This window comes from Bacillus sp. JJ1533, assembly GCF_036965045.1.
Lineage (GTDB): Bacteria > Bacillota > Bacilli > Bacillales > Bacillaceae_L > Ferdinandcohnia.
The window spans coordinates 198,661-219,019 of record NZ_JBALOV010000007.1 but is presented as its reverse complement, the minus strand read 5'-3'; the positions used below and the strand labels follow the sequence as shown (position 1 = coordinate 219,019).

Genomic DNA, 20,359 nt, shown 5'->3' with positions numbered 1-20,359 from the left:
AATCATAGAAGAGGTCAGACAATAATGCCTGACCTCTATTTCTTTGCAGTTATTAATATTCGTTCAGATGTATCATGAACAGGGTCTGTAAAATCACCAATCATTTCTTGTACATAAAACCCTTTTTCCTCAAGCCAGATTTGATATGTTTCAATTGGAAAAGTTCGTTGTTCATGAAACTCGTCAAATCTTGTGTAATCTTCATTATGCTCATTTTTCACAAAAAAGGACAGTTCATGCTCAATACTGTGAGGATACTCTCCACTAAAACAATTCCAAATAAAACTAACTTGATCATCTGCGCTCACAAATGGTCCATTCATGAAAATGGTATCCATTTTATAAACGGAGTGGACATCAAATAGAAATAATCCATCTTTTTTTAACAGCCTAAACGCATTATCGAAGGTTTTTTGAACCTCAGCTTCAGTGTGAAGATAATTAAGCGAATCACAGAAAATGATAATTAAATCAAATGGTTCAAATCCTGAAATTTCAACCATATTTTGCTGGTAAAATTCAACTTTCACTCCTGCTTCTATTGCCTTGTGATTAGCAACCGACAACATATCTTCTGAAAGATCAACCCCGACAACCTCAAAGCCTTCTTGCGCTAGTCTAATGGCAATTTCTCCTGTGCCACAACCGATATCAAGAACACGTAGACCACTTGCTTTGTTGAACTGTGTTACTTTGCTTTTAACAAATGAAATCCATTGCTCATAGTCAACATCACGCATCAGTTCATCATAGATATAGGCAAATTCACCATAACTCATAAACTTAGCACATCTTCAACTGTTTCAGTAGGCGCATCTCCCCACAGACGTTCTAAATTATAATAGGTACGCTCATCTTTATGGAACACATGTACAATTACATCTCCCAAGTCAACAAGTACCCACCTTGCTTCATCGAAGCCTTCTAGGCGTTTAATATGAATGCCATTTTCATCAGCTACGTCTTTAATCTCACGAGCTATCGCTTGCACCTGTTTTTCAGAATTTCCATGGCAAATTAGAAAATAATCGGCAACAAGGGATAATCCCTTCATATTTAATGCAATTATATTTTCTGCACGTTTATCGTCAGCAGCTTGAACCGCAAATGTTAAAATTTCTCTTTCATTCACCTCTGGGTTCCCCCTTTTTCTCAAAAATTAAAGAATTATATGTCCGCAAAGTATCTGGATAAATAGCTTGATTTTTCTTTGCCAAAAACATGATCGTATTTCGCAAAGCATAAATGAGAGCATTGTCTAAATCTTGTTTTGCAAGCTCTCTTCCTTCCTCTACACCTGGAAAATGCCTTCCTGGCTCAATGTAATCTGCCACAAAAATAACCTTTTCAAGCAGCGTCATTTTTTCTCGTCCAGATGTATGGTAACGAATCGCATTAAGTACTTCTTCATCCTCAATTCCTACCTCAATTTTTACAAGATAGGCTCCAACTGGGGCATGCCAAAGCTCTGTATTATGGATTAATAAATCTGAAGGCATCTGTTGTTCGATGATGATTTGCTTCATCTCTTCCTTAGACCTAAACTTTGCATAATCATGAAAAATGGCAGCTTTTTCAGCCTTTTTCACATCAGCATGATATCGTTTTGATAGTTCAATCGCTGTGTCCATCACACCAATTGTATGCTGATACCGATGCTCTGTTAACTGTTCTTTGACTATCTTTAGAGCCTTCTCACGTTCCATATAAATGCTTCTCCTCTATATAGTTTCGTACTTTTTCGGGAAGTAAATACATAGTATTTCCTTTTTCTCTTAGCCTCTTTCGGATCATTGAAGAAGAGATATCTAATTGGGGCATATCTATTTCAGTGATTGGGTATTGAGTCGGAAATGAATAACCTGGTCTTTTGACCCCCACAAATGTAACGATATCAATGAGTTCATCAATTTTATGCCAATGTGGTAAATATTCGACCATGTCTCCCCCAATGATAAAATAAAACTTTGTATCTTCGTATTTTTTACGTAATAATTTAATTGTATCGTATGTATATGAGGGGCCTTCTCTTTCCAGTTCAATCAACTGTAATTTAAATTTCGGTTGATCAGATATAGCAAGAGAAAGCATTTCAACCCGCTCCCGATCGGTCACATAGCTTTTTCGCTCTTTATGGGGTGGAATATGATTCGGCATAAACCACACTTCCGAAAGATTTAACCTAGTTAATACCTCAGATGCAATGAATAGATGACCAATATGGGGCGGATCAAATGTACCACCTAAGATTCCGATATGGTTCATTTATGTCCCTCCAACAAAACCTATTTTGATTTTGGTAGTTCTAATTTTTTGTTTTCTTTCGACTCTTTGTATAGCACAATTGTATTTCCAATAACCTGAACCAATTCGGCTTTTGCACCAGTACTTAATGCTTGCGCCACTGTATCACGATCGTCCTCACAATTTTGGAGCACACTTACCTTTAAAAGTTCACGTGCTTCAAGTGCATCACTGATTTGTTTAATCATATTTTCATTTACTCCACCTTTTCCCACCTGGAAAATGGGGTCTAAATGATGAGCTTTGGAGCGCAAAAATCGTTTTTGTTTTCCTGTTAGCATGTTTTTCCTCCTAATAGACTTGTTACTAGTCTTTCCATTCTTTTTGTATCCGGAAATATTCCAGTCCATCTTTCAAAAGCTAGGGCACCTTGATAGACAAACATCCCAATTCCATTTTGAGTAATCGCCCCACGTTTTGCAGCTTCTTTCAAGAGTTTCGTTTCAAATGGATTATAAATAATATCACTTACGATTGTTTTTGGAGCGACTTTATCCATTGAAAGAGGCATTTCATCCACATTCGGATGCATTCCAACTGAAGTCGTATTGACAATCACTTGATAACTCCCTAAATCCGCTTCTGCCTCAGCAAAACCCAATGCATGCGAATCAACAGTATACTTACAATCTTCGATAATTGTTTTCGCTCGATCAATCGTGCGATTTACAATATCAATTTTTTTAACTCCTATTGCCGCTAATGAAATGAAGATTCCCCTTGCTGCGCCACCAGCACCGATTATTAATATTTTTGAAGAACATAATTCTTCATTACGAATCACTTGATTTAACGAACGGATAAAACCATGTCCATCCGTATTATAGCCAATTAATTTCCCATTCTCATTGACAATCGTGTTTACTGCACCTATATTTGCTGCAACCTCTTCTACTTCATCTAAATATTCAATGACATCAATCTTGTGAGGTATCGTGACATTTATGCCGGATATTTCAAGTGCTCTAATCCCCTCCATTGCAGCCTTTACACCTTTTTGTGTAACATGGAAGGCATGATATCTTGCCTCAAGCTTGTAATGTTCAAACAGATCATTATGCATAATTGGTGACATTGAATGTGAGATGGGAGTTCCGATTACCCCATAAACCTTTTCCATTTCCTCACCCGTAATTAAATTTTTTTGTCTATCTAAATTAACGACTTTCTTACAATAACTCCTACACCCTTAGGAACATGAGCGACTACCTTCGTATGTGGTTCATTAATAGTTACCCATCCCAAGCCAGAGAAGACAACATCTGTTTTTGCTTCTTTGACCATAAATTCATGAGCAACTAGGGGAGGAAATTCATCTAGTTCATTTATTCCTGGTGGCTGTAAAAACTCACCTTTATGGTTTTCATATAATTCATCTGCATTTTCAAGCTTTGTTCGATGGATATTGAGCAAATTTGAGAAATGACAAACAAATGACTGCCTGTCCCCACTTACAAAATCAAACCGAGCTAAGCCGCCAAAGAACAAGGTTTGTTGTTCATTTAATTGAAAGACTTTTGGTTTAATTTCTTTTTTTGGTGTGATTAGCTTCAGATCTTGTTTTGATACAAAATGTGCCATTTGATGGTGATTAATAATTCCTGGAGTATCAAATAATGAATGTTCATCATCAAGTGGAATATCAATAATATCCAAGGTTGTTCCAGGAAAATGTGAAGTGGTTATGATGTCTTCCTTCTCCCCGCTGAACTCCTTAATAAGGCGGTTAATAAATGTTGACTTTCCAACATTTGTACAACCAACGACATATACATCTTTTCCACTCCGATACTGCTCGATAGCGTCTGCAACCTCTTTAATGCCAGTGCCTTTTTCTGCACTAATTAAAAACACATCCATCGGTTTAAGACCTAGTTCTTTGGAAGATTCCTTCATCCAATTGACTAATTTTTTTGGTTTCACCGATTTAGGTAGTAAATCTACCTTATTACCAACTAATAAAATATTGTTGTTCCCTACAAAACGATGGAGACCAGGTAACCAGCTTCCATTAAAATCGAATATATCAACAATTTTCACAATTAATGCATCGGTAGACCCAATTCCATGCAGGATTTTTAAAAAGTCGTCATCTGTTAATGAAACATCTTGTACTTCATTATAATGCTTTAATTTGAAACATCGTTGACAAATGACTCTATCCTTTTCTAAAGCAGAAGGTGGTGCAAATCCTAATTTTGTTTTATCAGCCGTTTGGATTTCTACTCCACAGCCAATACAGCTAATTTTTTCTTGTTCCACTCTATTAATCCTCCCAATACAGCATTCCGCGTCGCTTCATCCAAGTAAGTATTCTTCTCTCGACAAAGCGGTTAAACTTTGTAAAAAATCCATCTGTTTGTGCAACAGGAACAACGAGAATTGTATGTAATCCACAACGGTTACCACCCAATACATCAGTAAGCAGCTGGTCACCAATTACTACAACCTCATCTTTTTGTAAATTCATTTCCCTTATTGCACGTTTAAAAGCCCGAATCAATGGTTTTCTAGCCTCATAAATAAACGGGATACCTAACGGATCTGCAAAATCTTTAACTCTTTTCTCTTGATTATTTGAAACAATCGTAACAGTGATACCATTTTCTTTTATTTCTTTAAACCATTCTTCAAGTTCTGGTGTTGCACTCGGACGGTCCCATTCCACTAATGTATTATCTAAATCGGTAATAACTCCTTTTATTCCCAGTTCCTTCAGCTTACTTGGAGAAATCTCTAAAACGGATTTCACATGTTCATTTGGTAAAAATTTCTTTAACAATACATCTACACCTCACCGTACTTCTTCCTTATATGTACCTACCCTATCATAACGGATTGAAATGATTTACACAAAGTCATACCCATACAAAATTCGCTATGATTTAGTAGTTTTTCAAAAAAAAATAAAAAGTTTTCGACAAATGTCAGTATATTTCAACACTTGTGGATAAACTTATACACATTTTACACATTGATATACATAGATTTCCAAATAATATAAACATAATACCCACAGGTTATCCACTTTTTTCTGTGGATAACAGAACGGTTGTTCCATTTTTTTTTTCGTGATAGAGTTATATTACCAACTAAGAACAACATATAAGTATATGACAACTAGAATTCAAATAGAACACTTTACGCTTATAAATTTTTGGGAGGTGAATAGCCAATTACTGGCTCAAAGCTATGAAAAAATTATCAGATGACTTGTTAATTGAATCTTATTTCAAAGCAATGAAGTTAAAGCTAAGTCCTGATTTTATTCACCTTATTGAAACTGAAATTATGCGCAGATCATTAGGACATAGGATTAGAAATATATCATAACGGATATGATTTTGTAAAAGAGCCATCATAGGCTCTTTTTTTCTTGCGTTAGTGTACCTAAGACTTCTCCCACTTTTATATTTGTTGCTGAGGTTATTTCAGGACTAATAGTAAAACTTCCTTTTTCAAATAATAGAATGACAGTTGAGCCGAATGAGAAAAACGCAATTTCTTCTCCTTTTTCCACTGAATCACTTGTATGGGTTGTTTCTATACTATTGACAAACATTGCTCCCACCTTGACCAAAGCAACATAGGAGTCCTTCACTCGGATTTCAGTAATTTTTCTAAAATTCTTGGATAAAGGATCTTTTCCATATTTTAACCCGAGTCGATTGACGGGATAGGATTTCTTTCCCAATTCCCATTGCTTTGTGATAACCCCAGAAATTGGACTATGGATTCGATGATAATGGCTTGGACTTAAATAAAGAATAACAAACGTACCACCTATGTATTTAGTAAGGGAATCTTTATCTCCAATCATTTCTTGAATGGAATACCGTTTGTTTTTTACAATGATTTCCTTTGTTAAAGTGATCTTGCCAGTCTCTTCAACAACAGCATCGACAGGACTAATTACGGTATTTTCTTTTGAGTCTATGTGCCTGCTATTCTTTTTCAAGTGTCTTACAAAAAGATCATGAAGGGTTGAAAAATCGGTTAAGCTTTTTTCCATTTCGGCTTGGTTAATATTGTATATTTTCGCATAACTCGGAATAAGTATAGCACTAACTCTTGATTGTGAAAATTTTTTTAAAATCGCCGATGAAAGACGATGGTTTGTTAGTTCAATGAAGAAACGATAAAGCCATTTCTGCAAATTTAAGCCCCCCCTAAAAAATTACAAATTTCTCTTTGACTATACTCATTTGAACGAATAAAATAATATTATTAAGCAATACTACTCTATTTTATGTATTTTTGATATTTATTACAAAACTTTTCAGTAAAAGTTCAAAAGGAGGATGAAAAGGACCCACGTCGACAAAAACGCCACGTCCTGTGGCATTGTCGACACTAGCACATCCTGTGCGTCGAAAGTTCAAGGCGGTGCAGCTTTGAGTACCGGAGCGTATGCAGTAAATACGCGAGGAACGGAAAAGCAAGCCAACGCAGAAATTCGATGTGTCATTTACACCGGACTTTTTGAACACCCTCTAAGGAAAGGAGTGAAGAAATGTTTTTATTAGAATACCTAGATTCAACCTTAAAAAAGCTTAAATCCCAAACGGCCAATATACTAACTCTTATTAATCTTAGTTTAGGTGGTTTTTCAATATTATTCCTTCTAAAGAACGAATTAAATTTAAGCTTATTACTAATCTTTTTAGCTGCACTTGCTGATCGTTTTGATGGGATGGTAGCAAGAAAGTTTCAAATCGAATCAGAGCTCGGGAAACAGCTTGACTCAATGTGCGATATTATTTCATTCGGAGTTGCACCTGCACTTTTATTATACCAGGGTATTATCCATGAATTCGGAGCACCGGGAATGTTTTTCACCGTTTTTTATATCGGATGTGGAGCATTTCGCTTAGCCAAATTTAATATCAGTGATAATAAAGGCTTCTTTGTTGGCTTACCAATTACAGCGGCCGGCTGTCTATTAACATTAAGCTTCTTAGCTATCCCATATGTATCTCCACAATTTTTCATTTACCTCATCATCATTCTTTCTTTCCTTATGATTGGCACGTTCAAATTAAAGAAAGTATAAAAAACCTATCCACTGGTAAAAAAGTGGATAGGTTTTTTTTAGTTCGTTAACTCTAAAAATTCTTCAACATCTTTTATTGAAAGCTTTACAGCCTTTTCCCAGAAATCACGTTTTGTTAAATCAACACCTAAATGTTTGGCAGCAAGTTCTTCCACCGTCATACTAGCTGTATCCTTTAACAACGCAATGTACTTCTCTTCGTAATCTGTTCCCTCATCTAATGCCTTTGCATAAATTCCTAGAGAGAATAAATACCCAAACGTGTAAGGGAAGTTATAGAATGGGACACCTGTAATATAGAAATGCATCTTGGATGCCCAGAATTGTGGGTGATATTCATATAGAGCTCCACAATACGCTTCCTTCTGCGCTTCGAGCATTAATTCATTAAGCCGTTCTGTACTTACAATACCTGTCTTACGCTCTTCATAAAATCTTGTTTCAAATAAGAAACGTGCGTGAATATTCATATAGAAGGCAACACTTCTTTGAATTTTATCTTCTAACAAAGCAATTTTTTCAGCTTCTGACGTTGCATTTTTTACAGAAGCATCCGCAACAATCATTTCTGCAAAAGTTGATGCCGTTTCTGCTACATTCATTGCATAGCTGCGGTTTAATGTATGTACGCCTGCCATTGCATGCTGATGGAATGCATGTCCAAGTTCATGTGCAAGAGTTGATACATTTGAAGGCGTTCCTGAGAAAGTCATAAAGATTCTTGATTGATCGCTTTCAGGAAAGCTTGTACAAAATCCACCTGGACGTTTTCCAGGGCGATCCTCAGCCTCAATCCAACTATCTTCAAATGCTTTTTGAGTAAACTCCGTAAGCTTAGGACCAAACTTACTAAATTGTTCCAAAATAAATTCCGCACCCTCTTGATAAGACACTTTGCTTTCCGTTTCGCCGACAGGGGCATCAAGATCGTACCATGTTAACCTTTCAAGGCCTAATAGCTTCGCCTTGCGGTTTAAATACTCCACAAAAGGAGCTTTATTTTCAGTGATGACTGTCCACATCGTGTCAAGCGTTTCCTTTGACATACGGTTAATATCAAGTGGCTCTCCAAGAACGTTATCCCAACCACGTGCTTTGTAGACATTTAACCGGAACCCGCCAAGATGATTTAAGGCTTCTCCAATATAATCAGTATGTGCATCCCATGCTTTTTCCCATTGTTCAAACATTGATTTACGAACATTTCGGTCTGAGCTCGAAAACTTGTTAAATGCTTGTCCAACTGAAAGCTGTTTTGTTTCACCGTTTTCTTCGAAAGGAACCTTGATGTTACCAACAACCATATTATAAAGCTGACCCCACGCATGATAGCCATCAACACCTAAAGCATTAATTAGGCTCTCTTGTTCTAAAGATAGTTTTTCCTTTGCTCTTGTTCTTCTCTCCTCTAAAACAAATGAAAGCTCATTAAATGGCTCTACTGATAAAAGCTCATTCCAGACAGATTCCTCAATTGCAACTAGCTTTTGATCAAAAGCGGTTAAAATTGATTGAAACTCGCTACTTAGCTGAGTTGTTTTTCCTTGTAAAAGACTAGCTCCTCGATCAGTTGTATCCTGTGCTGTCAAACAGCTAACATATGCTCCTGCTTGACGAAGCTTTTTAAAAGCGGATTGAAATGCATTCAATATGTGTACTAATCCTTCTTTATCCTTTACATTTGAAGGAACGTGAAATTGGTCTACTAATTCATTAAATTCAGTTAGTTCCTTCTGTAATGCTTCCAAAAAGGACTGAAAAGCGGGTGAACTGCTTCCACCTTCAAAAAATACATCTAAATCCCATTTTTGTTCATATGTACGCGTGCTCATATTTATTTCCCCCTTCTTCATTATTTAGACTCACTAAATAATTTACATCATTCATTATAAAGGGATTCTTATAAAAATTCTATTATTTCTCGAATATTTTAGATAATTCCCGCCTTTTCTCACTATTTGCATTAAATTCCATCTTTGGTGGCAAACTTAGGAAAAAGCATGGAGCTGTCTAAATTGAAAAAGCATCCAATCCAAAAGTATATTAATAAATTTATTAATCCTAAATTAGATCCCGGACAATTTCCGGAGAAGTCAGCTGAAGAGGATATTCATATAAAAGGTCAAGAAATTAACCAAGATCTTCAAATAAATATATCAACGTTAGAGAAGCTGTATTCACTTCCGGAAAATAGTGATGTGAAAATCCATACTTTTAATATTAACGGAATAAAGAAGAAAGCTGCCATCTTGTTTATATCAACGATCACCGATATTGACATGATTAGTAAGCATATTCTTGAACCTTTGTTACGAAATAAAGATTCAGATAAAGAAGTTCAAAATATCATTCAGGTTCAATCATTTACACCAATTCAACATATCAATGAACTTGTGAATGGTGCAAATCAAGGAAATACAATTTTACTTATTGATGGTGAATCAAAAGCATATGTGATGGGAACGTCAAATTTCCAAAGTAGATCCGTTGAAAAAGCGGAAAATGAAGTTGTCATTAAAGGGCCAAAGGAAGCTTTTAACGAAAAAGCTGATACGAACATTTCATTAATTCGAAAAAAAATCAGAAGTGAAAATTTAATTGTCGAAAATACGACTATTTCAAAACGTTCAAATAATGAACTTTATATCCTTTATATAAGGGATCTAGCTAATGATAAAATGATAAAAAATATTAAAGAAAGAGTCAGTTCTTTAGAGGTCGACGCCATTCAAAACCTTTCTCTTTTAGAACAATACATAGAAGAAAGGCCAAAATCCATATTTCCTAGTGCTTTATATACAGAAAGACCTGATCGTGCGTCTTCATTTTTAGAAGATGGATATATCGTTTTACTAATGAACAACGAGCCAGCAGCTTTAATACTCCCTGCCACTTTTTGGTCCTTTATTCATAATCCTGAGGATCACTATTTACGATTTATTTATGGTAATTTCATTCGAATACTACGAGTATGTGCTTTGTTTATTACAGTATTTGGATCTGCAATTTATGTATCCATAACAAATTACCATTCTGAAATGGTTCCTACTGATCTTTTATTAGCCATTTCTGCAACCCGTGAAAAAGTTCCTTTCCCTTCCCTTATTGAAATATTAATGATGGAGATTGCCTTTGAGTTAATTAGGGAAGCTGGACTTCGAGTTCCTAATCCAATTGGGCCGACAATTGGTATTGTAGGAGCGTTAATTTTAGGACAAGCAGCGGTTCAGGCGAATATTGTTAGTCCCATTGTTGTAATCGTCGTAGCATTAGGCGGACTTTGTTCTTTTACACTCAGTGATGTGAGCATGAATTTTGCAATAAGAATTATTCGGTTTTCTTTTATTCTCTCAGCTGGTTTATTTGGTATTTATGGTATGACCGCCTTTTTTACAGTAGGTATCACTTATATGGTATCTCTAAAATCATTTGGTGTACCGTACTTATCACCAATGTCACCTAAGTACATTTCTTCCGGGGATACAATTATCAGAAAAGTGATCAAGAGTGAAAGATTTCGTCCAGGTTATCTAAAACCAAAGGATGTTATCAAAAAGGCAGAGGAATAGGCTATGGAGCAATCAAGAGGAAAAATTGGAATTAGAGAATACGTAGCTATTGTAATATTAGTAATCGGTGTGAAGTTGTCTGATGACACACCTACCATTTTAGTGGGATACCTAGATAACGCGTATTGGATGGCTCCTCTTCTTATTGGAATAGAATCGATTATTCCAATATATTTGACAATGAAAGTCATTACAGCTTATAAGAATAAAAATTTGCACGATGTCATCCTTCATTTATTTGGTAAATATATCGGCACTGTTTTATCATGTATTCTTTTACTTTTTTCTTTTATCGGCTTTACTTATGATTCAGCCATTTATGTGGATATCATAGGTACCATGTATTTTACAAACACCCCGTATTTGATTATTTATACTGTTTTAATAAGCGTTTGTGCGTATGGGGCCAAAAAAGGGATAGAACATATCGGTACTGTTGCATGGTTAGTGCTCTTCTATGTAAAATTTTCATTGCTCATCGCCCTACTTTTAGCGCTGAAACAAGGGAGTCTCGCCTTTATTTTCCCAATTTTAGGTCCTGGCCCGTTAGAGGTAATAAAAAGGAGCACTACACATGTATCCCTGTTTGTAGAGTTTTTTTTTATGGGATTAATTGCACCCTATCTTGTATCTACTAAGGCGTTTAAAAAAGGGACTTGGATTGCATTTATCATAATCGTATTTGAAATAACGATAGCCTTTCTAATCTATTTATTTGTATTTGATTATGAGGGTTTAAAAATGCTTGATTATCCTTACCAAGAGCTAATACGCTTGATTAGATTGGGATTTCTAACAAATATTGAAACCTTTTTCTTTCCATTTTGGATAATAGCTTCATTTATTCGGTTTACTGTTTACTTATATTTGATTTGCGTATTTTTAGGAGGGATTTGTAATATCAAAAGCTTTGAATACTTAACCCCTACAATTGCAACAATTATCGTTATTTTTGGGTTAGGTCCTGAAGCTCCTACATTTACAGTCTTTAAAATAAGAGAGGTTTTATTACACATTCTAAGTCCGATGTTTCTTTTATTTCCTTGCCTTATGTGGTTGATAGCAAAAATCAAAGGGGATTTAAAACATGAAAAAACAAGCCAAAATAATTAAACTTTCTTTGCTATTTTCTGTTTTAATAATTTTGGTGGGCTGCTGGGATAAAGAGGAGATTGATCAAAGAGCATATGTTCTTGGGATAGGTCTAGATAAAAACAATGCTAAGGGTTATTTAAAAATCACGTATTTAATTTCAAATCCTGAGGCTGGATCAACCCAACAAGGTGGTGGAAGTAATGAACCCACGCATGAGATCATCACACTTAATGCCTCAAGTTTTATTCATTCTGAAAACTTAGCAAACGCCGTAATAGCAAAGTCGATATCATATGATATATTGGATTTCTTTGTGGTCTCAGAAGAGCTTGCGAAGGATAAAGATTTTATTCGATATATCTATGATGCAACAAAAGACCGTGATGTTAGACGTGATACAAAACTTATTGTTACAAAGGAAGATGCTAGTACTTTTATCGAAAAAAACAAACCAAAGCTCGAAACGAGAAGACATGAATACTTTGAGATCATTTTTAACAATGCAACTAAGATCGGGTTTATTCCAAGTTCTGAAATTAACAATTTTTTTAGAATAACTGAGGCCGATGCAGATTTATATATTTCTGCGTATGCTACGACTGAGGAAGACCAGAAAACAGTAAGGAAAAACGAGGATGATGATTTAATCGCGGGTAAGATGAGGGTAACTGGAAATACAAACCCTGCGCAGTTTCTTGGTTCAGCAGTCTTTAAAGAAGGACAAATGATTGGAGTTCTATCAGTGGAAGAAACTCGTATAACTCAAATGTTAAATAAATGGATGTTAAAACCGAGCTTTTTAATTTCTCTTTCCGATCCATTTATGAACAATTTCTGGATCACTGCGCGTTTCACACAAGTAAAATCCCCAGAGATAAATGTAGATGTTACGAACAAAGCACCAAAAATCACGGTTAACCTTCCTATTCAGGTTGAGATATTAACAGACCATAGCATGGTCAACTATGCAAACGAAGAAGAGAAAAGAGAAGAATTAAAGAAACACATAGTTAAAGGTTTTGAAAAAAGAATAAATGATTATATTAAACGAACACAAGAAGAATTTAAAGCGGATCCTTTTGGATTTTCTTTAGTAGCCAGAAAGCACTTTTTAACCATTCCACAGTGGGAGAACTATGATTGGATGAGATCATATCCCAATGCAGATATTAGCGTTACAGTCGATATTAGATTCAACGAATTTGGAAGACAATCGAAATTACCACGCTATGAAAGGATAAGGGATTAAGGATGAAGTTATTTATATATTTGATGATGACAATCATAGTTGCCTATACTGTTGGGTTTTCAGTTTCTCTTTGGAAAGATAAAAACAAACCTGGATCGATAGTTGTTTTTGGATTAGCATTGGTTGTAGCGGTTTCGCCATTTTTCACGATTTTAAAGTAAACTATACAATTCTTTTAAGGCTGAAGGTGTAGTGGAAAATGGTCTTTTTTACTATCATCAGCTTTTTTCTGTAGGACAGACACATGCAAGCACACTCGCTCATAACATTAAGTAATGGGCAAACGCCTAGATAAAGTAGTGTAACAAGTTACATACACTACAGATTTATGTGGAGGTGAGCAAATGTCTGGACTGTTAGCTGCATTAGGCTATTTTGTAAAAGAATTATTATTTTTAGTATCCTATGTAAAAAACAATGCTTTTCCTCAACCGTTATCTTCTTCAGATGAGAAGAAATACTTACAATTGTTGGCCGAGGGGAATGAACATGCTCGGAATGTGTTAATTGAACATAATTTACGGTTAGTCGCTCATATAGTAAAAAAATTTGAAAATACTGGTGAGGACACAGAGGATCTCATCTCGATTGGAACGATTGGATTAATTAAGGCAATCGAAAGCTATTCACAAGGAAAAGGAACAAAATTAGCAACGTATGCTGCGAGATGCATTGAAAACGAGATCCTGATGCACTTACGGGCTTTAAAGAAAACAAAGAAAGATGTTTCTCTTCATGATCCGATTGGCCAGGATAAAGAAGGTAATGAAATTAGTTTAATTGATGTGTTAAAATCGGAAACAGAAGATGTGATTGAGACCATTCAATTAAACATGGAGCTTGAAAAAATCAAAGAATATATTGATGTCCTTGATGACAGAGAAAAGGAAGTCATAGTAGGCAGATTTGGACTTGATTTAACGAAAGAAAAAACTCAGCGTGAAATAGCAAAAGAGTTAGGTATTTCAAGAAGCTATGTATCGCGGATTGAAAAACGTGCCTTGATGAAAATGTTCCATGAGTTTTATCGGGCCGAAAAAGAGAAGAGAAGAACGTAAAAAGGTGGATTGCATGATTTGCAATCCACCTCTAGCTATATTTTATAATTCTACACTTACTTCAGTTCCAATAATAATTGCAATAACAGACGTAATCACTATCCCCATTACGATCATAAACATCATTATCATCCTCCATCAAAGAGATGTACTTCTTACTTTTACTTTATCACTTACAGACTGTGTAAACGTTATCCACTTATGAACATTATGTTAAGGAAATTTGACAAAATTAAGGCAGCAAAACAATGTCAAAAAGAGCACCATTAGTGGCGCTCTTTTTGCTTTTTAGTATCTATTTTTATTTGTAAATAAAATGGTGAAAATAAGCACGTGAACCGAAAGCATTCGTAACTCCTCCTATTATTTATATTCGTTAGGTGGAATCCTTCTCCACAGATAACCAAGCTACAATCGGACAAACTTTCATAAACATATTCATTCCCCTTTCTTTCTATTATTTTTGTTGCTTAGAACAAGCGCATCATCGAATACTGACGTTCCTTCATTTCTTCCATAAGCCTATGAATTCTTTCCTCACGTTGATACTCTTCGATTGATCTTTGGCGTTTTGAAATCGAGATTGTTAAAAAAAATAGATTGATGGTCATCATTTATCACCTCCTTGATCGGATGATTATTTTGTAGGAAAAATAGACACAAAAATGCCACAGGCATACTAGTCCTGTGGCATTAAAGGGCATAAGAAAGCCACAGGCATACTATTCCACCTGTGGCATGATTAACGTATCATCAAGATTTAAAAATTAATCACCGGTATGGTCGAATAGATTGTTCCATATGAAGTTTTTGAATTTGTCTTGTCAATTGTTACTTTGATCATTTTACTCGACCTCCTTTTGTCATTAATTTTTCCTACTGTGGTAATTATAACCAATAATACTACTCATGTAAACCCTTTTTTGCAAAAAAATTCCTTCACCACTATTTTGGGTGAAGGACGCTTATTCTTCAGATTGTTTTTTATATTTAATGGCTAAAAAGAAAAAAGTAAAAGACAAACATAAAAAAATGAGTGTGGAACCCATCATAAGATAGATTTGAAACGGAGATCGTTCCTCCGGAATGATAATACCGATATACAAAAATACACTTAACGCAAGCAGGATGTAACCAAAGTTTGTGAAGTCTGTGATTTTACTACGTAGTTTTTCCATTTGTTTATTACTTTCCATGTATAACACCTACCAAATTTGTAAACTTCTATCCTATCATAACACACACTAAAAGCGTGAGAAGAATGTAAAATTTAGCAGTTTCCTAGGAACAAAAGCGTAAGTGCCTTGAAGGGGAACATCAACTAACTACTGCCACGTCCTGTGGCAAACGTCGATGTCAGCACTTCCTGTGCAAGTCCGACAAGCATAAGAAAAGATGGCGAGGAGGATGTATTTTTATCCTTCTTGACAGATTGGCTTATGACCTCGAGCTGCTTCACAAGATACTCACGGAAGCCTATTCAAGGTGAAAACTGGCTAGGCGCTGGAGGTGGACATGGATACACCCATTATAAGTTATCCACAACGATAAATTTTATAATTTCATAGACCATAAAAAAATAAACCTCCAACCCAGCTATGGGTTAGAGGCCGTACTTCTTATTTTAAGCCTTGTTCAAGGTCCTCAATTAAGTCCTCTACATCTTCTAAACCTACAGATATACGAACAAGTCCATCACCTATTCCAAGCAACTCACGACGATCCTTTGGAATAGAAGCATGTGTCATTTTTGCTGGAACAGAAATCAAGCTTTCAACAGCACCAAGACTTTCTGCCAATGTGAAGTATTTTACTTTACTTAGAAGCTTATCCGCATTTTCGGCACTTCCGACATCAAACGATACCATTCCACCAAAGCCTTTTGCTTGAGCTTTTGCAATAGCATGATTTGGATGTGTTTCAATTCCGGGATAGAACACTTTTTTGATTGCAGGATGTTTTTGTAAGAATTCTACAATTTTTCTTGTGTTTTCTTCATGTTCTTCCATCCTAACTCCAAGTGTACGAATTCCACGAATCAATAACCAAGAATCCTGAGGACCAAGCACACCACCCGTTGAATTTTGAACAAAATGTAAATCCTCACCTAGCTTTGCTGAATTCACGACAACGAGTCCAGCCACAACATCACTATGACCACCAATATATTTGGTAGCACTGTGTAACACAATATCAGCACCAAGTGCAATCGGCGTTTGCCAATAAGGGGTACTAAAGGTGTTATCAACGATCGTTAATAGGTTATGCTTTTTCGCAATTTCTGCAGCACCCTTAATATCTGTAATTTTTAACAACGGATTTGTTGGTGATTCAATATAAATCGCTCTTGTATTTTCGCGAATTTCACCTTCTATATTGTCAAGATTGCTTGTATCAATAAAAGTCGAATCAATGCCCAGTCGGTTAAGAACCTTTGTCATCACACGATAGGTGCCACCGTATACATCATCCGTTAAAATCACATGGTCCCCGCTGTTAAATAGCATCATTACAGCCGTAATTGCTGCCATACCAGAACCAAAAGCAAATCCTCTTTCTCCGCCTTCAATGTCCTTAATTAATTCTTCAAGGGCATGTCTGGTTGGATTTCCAGTCCGTGAGTATTCGTATCCCTTAAAATTTCCGATTCCTTCTTGTTTATACGTACTAACCTGATAGATTGGTGTATTAACTGCACCTGTCTGCGGATCCTCGCCCACTCCTCCATGAATAAGCAATGTTTTTCTTTTCATTCTATATCCCACCTTCATAAATTTTTTTACTTAAATAGCGTTCACTACTATCTGGAAAAATCACAAGAAGATGTGACCCTGGCTTCGCTGCTTGCGCTTCTATAAGTGCGGCATGAAGGGCAGCGCCTGATGAACTACCAACAAGCAATCCCTCTAAATGTGCTACCTCTTTTACCCGTTTAAATGCATCCTCATCCGTGATCGTATGAATGGAATCGAAATAAGATGTATCCATATATCCTGGAAGAAATTCCATACCAATTCCTTCTGTTTTATGTGGCCCTGATTCCCCACCATTTAAAATGGACCCAACTGGCTCGACAATAACCGTTTTTATAGAGGGGTTCATTTCCTTCAAATACTTTGCAGTCCCCATAAAGGTCCCGCCTGTACCAGCACCAGCTACAAAAATATCTATTTTACCCTCAAGTTGCTGCCAAATTTCAGGTCCAATTGTTTTATAATAGGTACCTGGATTAGCAGGGTTTGCAAATTGTTGTGGACAATACGAATTTGGTATTTCATCAAGTAGCTCTTTGGCCTTCTCAATTGCCCCCGTCATCCCAGCCTCTGTGGGTGTATTAATGACTGTTGCACCTAATGCCTTCATCAAATCTTGTTTTTCGGTGGAAAACTTCTCTGGCACACAAAGAATCACGTTAACGTTGTGGTTAATTGCAGCAAGGGCAAGTCCAATTCCCGTATTACCAGCTGTAGGTTCAATGACCGTTCCTCCTTCTTTTAACTGACCTGTTGCAAAAGCATGTTGAAGAAGTTCGACTCCTAATCGATCTTTGATACTACCACCTGGATTAAAGAATTCAAGCTTTGCAAAAAGACGAACCCCATTACATAATGGAAGCTTCGTAATTTCAACTATCGGAGTATTTCCGATAAGCTCATGGACATTTCGATACACTTGCATGACAAATCCCCCTAATCAAATTCACCTTGGCGAATCAAATTATAATGATCTATTTATTTCCTCTACCATACGTTCAACAACTTTTGAAGAATTGACTGCTGCAGTTTGCAGGAATTGTTCGAACGAGACGTCTGACTCTTTCCCTGCGATATCTGATAGGGCACGAATAACTACAAATGGTACTTCAAACTGATGACAAACTTGCGCAACAGCAGCAGCTTCCATTTCTACAGCATATAAATCGCCAAATTTTTGACTGACAAATGAAACTCGCTCCGGGTCATTCATAAAAGAATCACCTGTTGCAATCAGTCCTGTGACAACCTGGATATCTGTAATTCCTTCAGCACTTTTTTCAGCTAATTCAATTAGCTTTTCATCTGCCTTAAAGGCTGCAGGTAGCCCTGGAACTTGCCCATATTCATAATCAAAGGCAGTCACATCTACATCATGATGTCTTACCTCAGACGATATGACAATATCACCTACATTAAGTGTTTCTAGGTGACCGCCTGCCGAACCCGTATTCACTACAAAATCTGGTTTAAATTGCAGCAATAAAATCGTTGTTGAAATCGCGGCATTCACTTTACCGATCCCTGATTTGAGTAAAATGACATCATAGCCATTGAGTGTTCCAGTATAGAAAACACTTCCTGCTACTGTTGTTTCACGTCTATTTTCAATTTTCCCACGTAAAATGTCTACTTCCTCGTCCATTGCTCCGATTATTGCTATTTTCATACAACATATCACCTTTCATTTTTACTGTTTCGTCGCCTCCATTACCCATACAAAATGGTTGAAACGTGTGAATTCTACAGAAAAACCATTTTGCTCTGCAATTTCCTGCAGGACAGGAATGGTTGTATAGTATTCTGTTTCTAAGTCCTTTGCTAAGTGAAGGAAGCCTTTTTGTTTTGCGGACTGAATCGTCATACTATATTCTTGTTTATTTTCAAACATAGTATCCGCAAACACTATTTTACCACCTTTATGAAGTATCTTGCTATATTGAGAAAATGCTTGATTTTTCTCAATATCATTTAGATGGTGAAAGGCATACGTACTAACGATTGTGTCGATTTGATCAGAAGGTTTATTAAAAATAATAAAATCTCCATCTTCAATTGTTAAAGAATAGTTTTGAAGCTTTTCTAAGGCAATCTCTCGCATGGGCTCCGAAGGTTCAACCCCATACACTTTTTTATTTTCGTCCAGTAGCTTTTGAGTGAGATTACCAGTACCCACCCCAAACTCCAATACTGTGGGACCAGATTTTTGTACGACATCATTTAGAATATCGTCATACCGTAGAAACACTTCCTTATATTCGACATCATTTCCTGTTACTGTCTGGTCATAAGTGTTTGCCCAACCTTCAAAAACCTCTAAAAACTCGCGCCCCATTTTTCTCACTCTCCACTATTATATATTATTCCTATCTGTATACTATGAATTTAAAAATGAACTGTTCTAAATTTATCATATTTACCTTATTTTTTCAATTTCCACGTCTAAAATAAGATAAAAAAAAACGCAGGATCCCCTGCGCTTAATTTATTCATCATCTTCATCTGGTTCTGAATTCTTATAGTTTTTATATGTTTGACTGTCATTTTCTTTCAATTCTTCAATTTTTGTTGGTTTCCAACCTTCATTCGGAACCCAATCTAAGTATACTTTAACAACTTGTTTAGTCGTTTTTGATGAAACGGTTGCGGTAATGGAATTTTCTCCATTCCTTCCTAGCCACCAAACAACCATATCCGACCGATCAAAGCCCGTCGCATAGCTCGCAGCCATCTCCATTTCATTTCGATCAACTGAATCTTCCGTATAGTTAATACTATGCGGTTCTGCCTGTGCAGTGCCAATTGGCTTCCATGCAGGATTTTCAATTATTTTTATAATATTTGATTCAGGGTCCCCTTCTGTAACAACAGCCGCTTCATCTGATTCTGAAGCTTGTTGCTCTTCCTTATTTTCTTCAGAATCTTCCTGATTTGTTTCTTGACTATCTGGTTTATCAGTAGAGGTTTCTTCTTTTTCTTTCTCTTTGTCCCGTGAATCATCAGAAGCAGCTTTATTATCCTGCGGTTGATTCGTTTGATTAGAAGACACAGTTTCGTCTACATTTTTATCTCCAAAAATAAGCTTTCCACCAAAGAAGATAATTAACACTACAACTAGGACAATTAACATATTTAAAATTCGATTTACCCTTTTTCGTTTCGCTCTTTTTTGTGATCGAGGACCTTCATATAAATTGTCTAAATCATACCCCATTTTATAGTACCTCCTAAAACAACTATTACTCCATTCACTATCTTCTTATTCTAGCATGTGTGAA

The 20,359-nt window shown here is 36.1% G+C and carries 25 protein-coding genes; 7 read left to right on the top strand and 18 right to left on the bottom strand.

Features of this window, described 5'->3' with window-relative positions:
* Window positions 1-35: 35 nt before the first annotated feature.
* From V7138_RS05300 to V7138_RS05265, 8 genes are read right to left on the bottom strand one after another with little or no spacing between them, the layout of a single operon-like run.
* Window positions 36-779 (bottom strand): class I SAM-dependent DNA methyltransferase, encoded by a 744-nt coding sequence (locus tag V7138_RS05300; RefSeq protein ID WP_335394714.1) that lies wholly within the window; start codon window positions 777-779, stop codon window positions 36-38.
* Entirely contained in the window at window positions 776-1,132 is a 357-nt protein-coding gene (gene rsfS, locus V7138_RS05295) for a ribosome silencing factor (RefSeq protein WP_335394712.1), read from the bottom strand. The genes V7138_RS05300 and rsfS overlap by 4 nt, the downstream gene beginning before the upstream one ends.
* Entirely contained in the window at window positions 1,125-1,706 is a 582-nt protein-coding gene (yqeK, locus tag V7138_RS05290; RefSeq protein ID WP_335394711.1) for a bis(5'-nucleosyl)-tetraphosphatase (symmetrical) YqeK, read from the bottom strand. The genes rsfS and yqeK overlap by 8 nt, the downstream gene beginning before the upstream one ends.
* Window positions 1,696-2,265 carry a nicotinate-nucleotide adenylyltransferase gene (locus V7138_RS05285; RefSeq protein ID WP_335394709.1) on the bottom strand — a complete coding sequence of 190 codons (570 nt, stop codon included), beginning with the start codon at window positions 2,263-2,265 and terminating at the stop codon, window positions 1,696-1,698. Before V7138_RS05285 ends, yqeK begins: the two co-directional genes overlap by 11 nt.
* A 20-nt stretch (window positions 2,266-2,285) precedes the next feature.
* Window positions 2,286-2,585, bottom strand: a complete 300-nt coding sequence (yhbY, locus tag V7138_RS05280) for a ribosome assembly RNA-binding protein YhbY (protein ID WP_335394707.1) — start codon at window positions 2,583-2,585, stop codon at window positions 2,286-2,288.
* Window positions 2,579-3,424, bottom strand: a complete 846-nt coding sequence (aroE, locus tag V7138_RS05275) for a shikimate dehydrogenase (RefSeq protein ID WP_335394705.1) — start codon at window positions 3,422-3,424, stop codon at window positions 2,579-2,581. Before aroE ends, yhbY begins: the two co-directional genes overlap by 7 nt.
* Window positions 3,425-3,456: 32 nt before the next feature.
* Window positions 3,457-4,566, bottom strand: coding sequence for a ribosome biogenesis GTPase YqeH (yqeH, locus tag V7138_RS05270; protein WP_335394703.1), 1,110 nt, complete (start codon window positions 4,564-4,566; stop codon window positions 3,457-3,459).
* 4 nt (window positions 4,567-4,570) lie between these two features.
* Window positions 4,571-5,086, bottom strand: a complete 516-nt coding sequence (locus tag V7138_RS05265) for a YqeG family HAD IIIA-type phosphatase (RefSeq protein WP_335394702.1) — start codon at window positions 5,084-5,086, stop codon at window positions 4,571-4,573.
* A 410-nt stretch (window positions 5,087-5,496) separates the two neighbouring features.
* Here V7138_RS05265 and V7138_RS05260 point away from each other — a divergent pair, with 410 nt between their 5' ends.
* Window positions 5,497-5,637: a sporulation histidine kinase inhibitor Sda gene (locus V7138_RS05260; RefSeq protein WP_335394700.1), complete on the top strand. Its 141-nt coding sequence runs from the start codon at window positions 5,497-5,499 to the stop codon at window positions 5,635-5,637.
* Window positions 5,638-5,662: 25 nt separating this feature from the next.
* Here the strand turns inward: V7138_RS05260 and V7138_RS05255 are convergent, their stop codons facing one another.
* Window positions 5,663-6,460: a phosphatidylserine decarboxylase gene (locus V7138_RS05255; protein ID WP_335394698.1), complete on the bottom strand. Its 798-nt coding sequence runs from the start codon at window positions 6,458-6,460 to the stop codon at window positions 5,663-5,665.
* A 357-nt stretch (window positions 6,461-6,817) separates the two neighbouring features.
* On the opposite strand from V7138_RS05255, the gene pssA reads away from it, so the two are divergent.
* On the top strand, window positions 6,818-7,357 hold the full coding sequence (gene pssA / locus V7138_RS05250; protein ID WP_335394696.1) for a CDP-diacylglycerol--serine O-phosphatidyltransferase: 540 nt from the start codon (window positions 6,818-6,820) through the stop codon (window positions 7,355-7,357).
* A 38-nt stretch (window positions 7,358-7,395) separates the two neighbouring features.
* Here pssA and V7138_RS05245 read toward each other — a convergent pair whose 3' ends face one another.
* The gene (locus tag V7138_RS05245; RefSeq protein WP_335394694.1) at window positions 7,396-9,189 is read right to left on the bottom strand and encodes a M3 family oligoendopeptidase; all 1,794 of its coding nucleotides are present in this window, start codon (window positions 9,187-9,189) and stop codon (window positions 7,396-7,398) included.
* 183 nt (window positions 9,190-9,372) lie between these two features.
* On the opposite strand from V7138_RS05245, the gene V7138_RS05240 reads away from it, so the two are divergent.
* The 5 genes from V7138_RS05240 to sigK all read left to right on the top strand — a co-directional run bounded on the left by V7138_RS05240 (window position 9,373) and on the right by sigK (window position 14,328).
* Window positions 9,373-10,926 (top strand): spore germination protein, encoded by a 1,554-nt coding sequence (locus V7138_RS05240; RefSeq protein ID WP_335394692.1) that lies wholly within the window; start codon window positions 9,373-9,375, stop codon window positions 10,924-10,926.
* Between the two features lie 3 nt (window positions 10,927-10,929).
* Window positions 10,930-12,039 (top strand): GerAB/ArcD/ProY family transporter, encoded by a 1,110-nt coding sequence (locus V7138_RS05235; RefSeq protein ID WP_335394691.1) that lies wholly within the window; start codon window positions 10,930-10,932, stop codon window positions 12,037-12,039.
* The gene (locus V7138_RS05230; protein ID WP_335394690.1) at window positions 12,014-13,270 is read left to right on the top strand and encodes a Ger(x)C family spore germination protein; all 1,257 of its coding nucleotides are present in this window, start codon (window positions 12,014-12,016) and stop codon (window positions 13,268-13,270) included. The genes V7138_RS05235 and V7138_RS05230 overlap by 26 nt, the downstream gene beginning before the upstream one ends.
* Window positions 13,271-13,272: 2 nt before the next feature.
* Window positions 13,273-13,431 carry a hypothetical protein gene (locus V7138_RS05225; RefSeq protein ID WP_335394688.1) on the top strand — a complete coding sequence of 53 codons (159 nt, stop codon included), beginning with the start codon at window positions 13,273-13,275 and terminating at the stop codon, window positions 13,429-13,431.
* 183 nt (window positions 13,432-13,614) lie between these two features.
* Window positions 13,615-14,328 (top strand): RNA polymerase sporulation sigma factor SigK, encoded by a 714-nt coding sequence (gene sigK, locus V7138_RS05220; RefSeq protein WP_335394686.1) that lies wholly within the window; start codon window positions 13,615-13,617, stop codon window positions 14,326-14,328.
* A gap of 470 nt (window positions 14,329-14,798) precedes the next feature.
* Here sigK and V7138_RS05215 read toward each other — a convergent pair whose 3' ends face one another.
* The 8 genes from V7138_RS05215 to V7138_RS05180 form a co-directional block, all read right to left on the bottom strand.
* Window positions 14,799-14,939, bottom strand: a complete 141-nt coding sequence (locus V7138_RS05215) for a YrzI family small protein (protein WP_335394852.1) — start codon at window positions 14,937-14,939, stop codon at window positions 14,799-14,801.
* A 354-nt stretch (window positions 14,940-15,293) separates the two neighbouring features.
* Window positions 15,294-15,524, bottom strand: a complete 231-nt coding sequence (locus V7138_RS05210) for a YrhC family protein (RefSeq protein WP_438824313.1) — start codon at window positions 15,522-15,524, stop codon at window positions 15,294-15,296.
* Window positions 15,525-15,649: 125 nt separating this feature from the next.
* Entirely contained in the window at window positions 15,650-15,787 is a 138-nt protein-coding gene (locus V7138_RS05205; RefSeq protein ID WP_335394685.1) for a hypothetical protein, read from the bottom strand.
* A 160-nt stretch (window positions 15,788-15,947) separates the two neighbouring features.
* Window positions 15,948-17,081, bottom strand: a complete 1,134-nt coding sequence (locus tag V7138_RS05200) for a bifunctional cystathionine gamma-lyase/homocysteine desulfhydrase (protein WP_335394683.1) — start codon at window positions 17,079-17,081, stop codon at window positions 15,948-15,950.
* 1 nt (window position 17,082) lies between these two features.
* Window positions 17,083-18,006: a PLP-dependent cysteine synthase family protein gene (locus tag V7138_RS05195; protein ID WP_335394681.1), complete on the bottom strand. Its 924-nt coding sequence runs from the start codon at window positions 18,004-18,006 to the stop codon at window positions 17,083-17,085.
* Window positions 18,007-18,045: 39 nt separating this feature from the next.
* A complete protein-coding gene (mtnN, locus tag V7138_RS05190) occupies window positions 18,046-18,750 on the bottom strand; it encodes a 5'-methylthioadenosine/S-adenosylhomocysteine nucleosidase (RefSeq protein ID WP_335394680.1) in 705 nt (234 codons plus the stop codon).
* 21 nt (window positions 18,751-18,771) lie between these two features.
* Window positions 18,772-19,416, bottom strand: a complete 645-nt coding sequence (locus V7138_RS05185; RefSeq protein ID WP_335394679.1) for a class I SAM-dependent methyltransferase — start codon at window positions 19,414-19,416, stop codon at window positions 18,772-18,774.
* Window positions 19,417-19,566: 150 nt separating this feature from the next.
* Window positions 19,567-20,295, bottom strand: coding sequence for a YrrS family protein (locus tag V7138_RS05180; protein ID WP_335394678.1), 729 nt, complete (start codon window positions 20,293-20,295; stop codon window positions 19,567-19,569).
* Window positions 20,296-20,359: the final 64 nt, after the last annotated feature.

What these genes read in the sequence shown, in the direction of transcription:
- pssA (WP_335394696.1), top strand. Translation starts at nt 6,818, where the DNA reads ATGTTTTTATTAGAATACCTAGATTCAACCTTAAAAAAGCTTAAATCC.
- V7138_RS05210 (WP_438824313.1), bottom strand. Translation starts at nt 15,524, where the DNA reads ATGGAAAGTAATAAACAAATGGAAAAACTACGTAGTAAAATCACAGAC.
- V7138_RS05200 (WP_335394683.1), bottom strand. Translation starts at nt 17,081, where the DNA reads ATGAAAAGAAAAACATTGCTTATTCATGGAGGAGTGGGCGAGGATCCG.
- V7138_RS05180 (WP_335394678.1), bottom strand. Translation starts at nt 20,295, where the DNA reads ATGGGGTATGATTTAGACAATTTATATGAAGGTCCTCGATCACAAAAA.
- sigK (WP_335394686.1), top strand. Translation starts at nt 13,615, where the DNA reads ATGTCTGGACTGTTAGCTGCATTAGGCTATTTTGTAAAAGAATTATTA.
- V7138_RS05225 (WP_335394688.1), top strand. Translation starts at nt 13,273, where the DNA reads ATGAAGTTATTTATATATTTGATGATGACAATCATAGTTGCCTATACT.
- yqeK (WP_335394711.1), bottom strand. Translation starts at nt 1,706, where the DNA reads ATGGAACGTGAGAAGGCTCTAAAGATAGTCAAAGAACAGTTAACAGAG.
- V7138_RS05185 (WP_335394679.1), bottom strand. Translation starts at nt 19,416, where the DNA reads ATGGGGCGCGAGTTTTTAGAGGTTTTTGAAGGTTGGGCAAACACTTAT.
- mtnN (WP_335394680.1), bottom strand. Translation starts at nt 18,750, where the DNA reads ATGAAAATAGCAATAATCGGAGCAATGGACGAGGAAGTAGACATTTTA.
- V7138_RS05195 (WP_335394681.1), bottom strand. Translation starts at nt 18,006, where the DNA reads ATGCAAGTGTATCGAAATGTCCATGAGCTTATCGGAAATACTCCGATA.
- aroE (WP_335394705.1), bottom strand. Translation starts at nt 3,424, where the DNA reads ATGGAAAAGGTTTATGGGGTAATCGGAACTCCCATCTCACATTCAATG.
- V7138_RS05285 (WP_335394709.1), bottom strand. Translation starts at nt 2,265, where the DNA reads ATGAACCATATCGGAATCTTAGGTGGTACATTTGATCCGCCCCATATT.
- V7138_RS05260 (WP_335394700.1), top strand. Translation starts at nt 5,497, where the DNA reads ATGAAAAAATTATCAGATGACTTGTTAATTGAATCTTATTTCAAAGCA.
- V7138_RS05300 (WP_335394714.1), bottom strand. Translation starts at nt 779, where the DNA reads ATGAGTTATGGTGAATTTGCCTATATCTATGATGAACTGATGCGTGAT.
- V7138_RS05235 (WP_335394691.1), top strand. Translation starts at nt 10,930, where the DNA reads ATGGAGCAATCAAGAGGAAAAATTGGAATTAGAGAATACGTAGCTATT.
- V7138_RS05215 (WP_335394852.1), bottom strand. Translation starts at nt 14,939, where the DNA reads ATGACCATCAATCTATTTTTTTTAACAATCTCGATTTCAAAACGCCAA.
- V7138_RS05230 (WP_335394690.1), top strand. Translation starts at nt 12,014, where the DNA reads ATGAAAAAACAAGCCAAAATAATTAAACTTTCTTTGCTATTTTCTGTT.
- yhbY (WP_335394707.1), bottom strand. Translation starts at nt 2,585, where the DNA reads ATGCTAACAGGAAAACAAAAACGATTTTTGCGCTCCAAAGCTCATCAT.
- V7138_RS05245 (WP_335394694.1), bottom strand. Translation starts at nt 9,189, where the DNA reads ATGAGCACGCGTACATATGAACAAAAATGGGATTTAGATGTATTTTTT.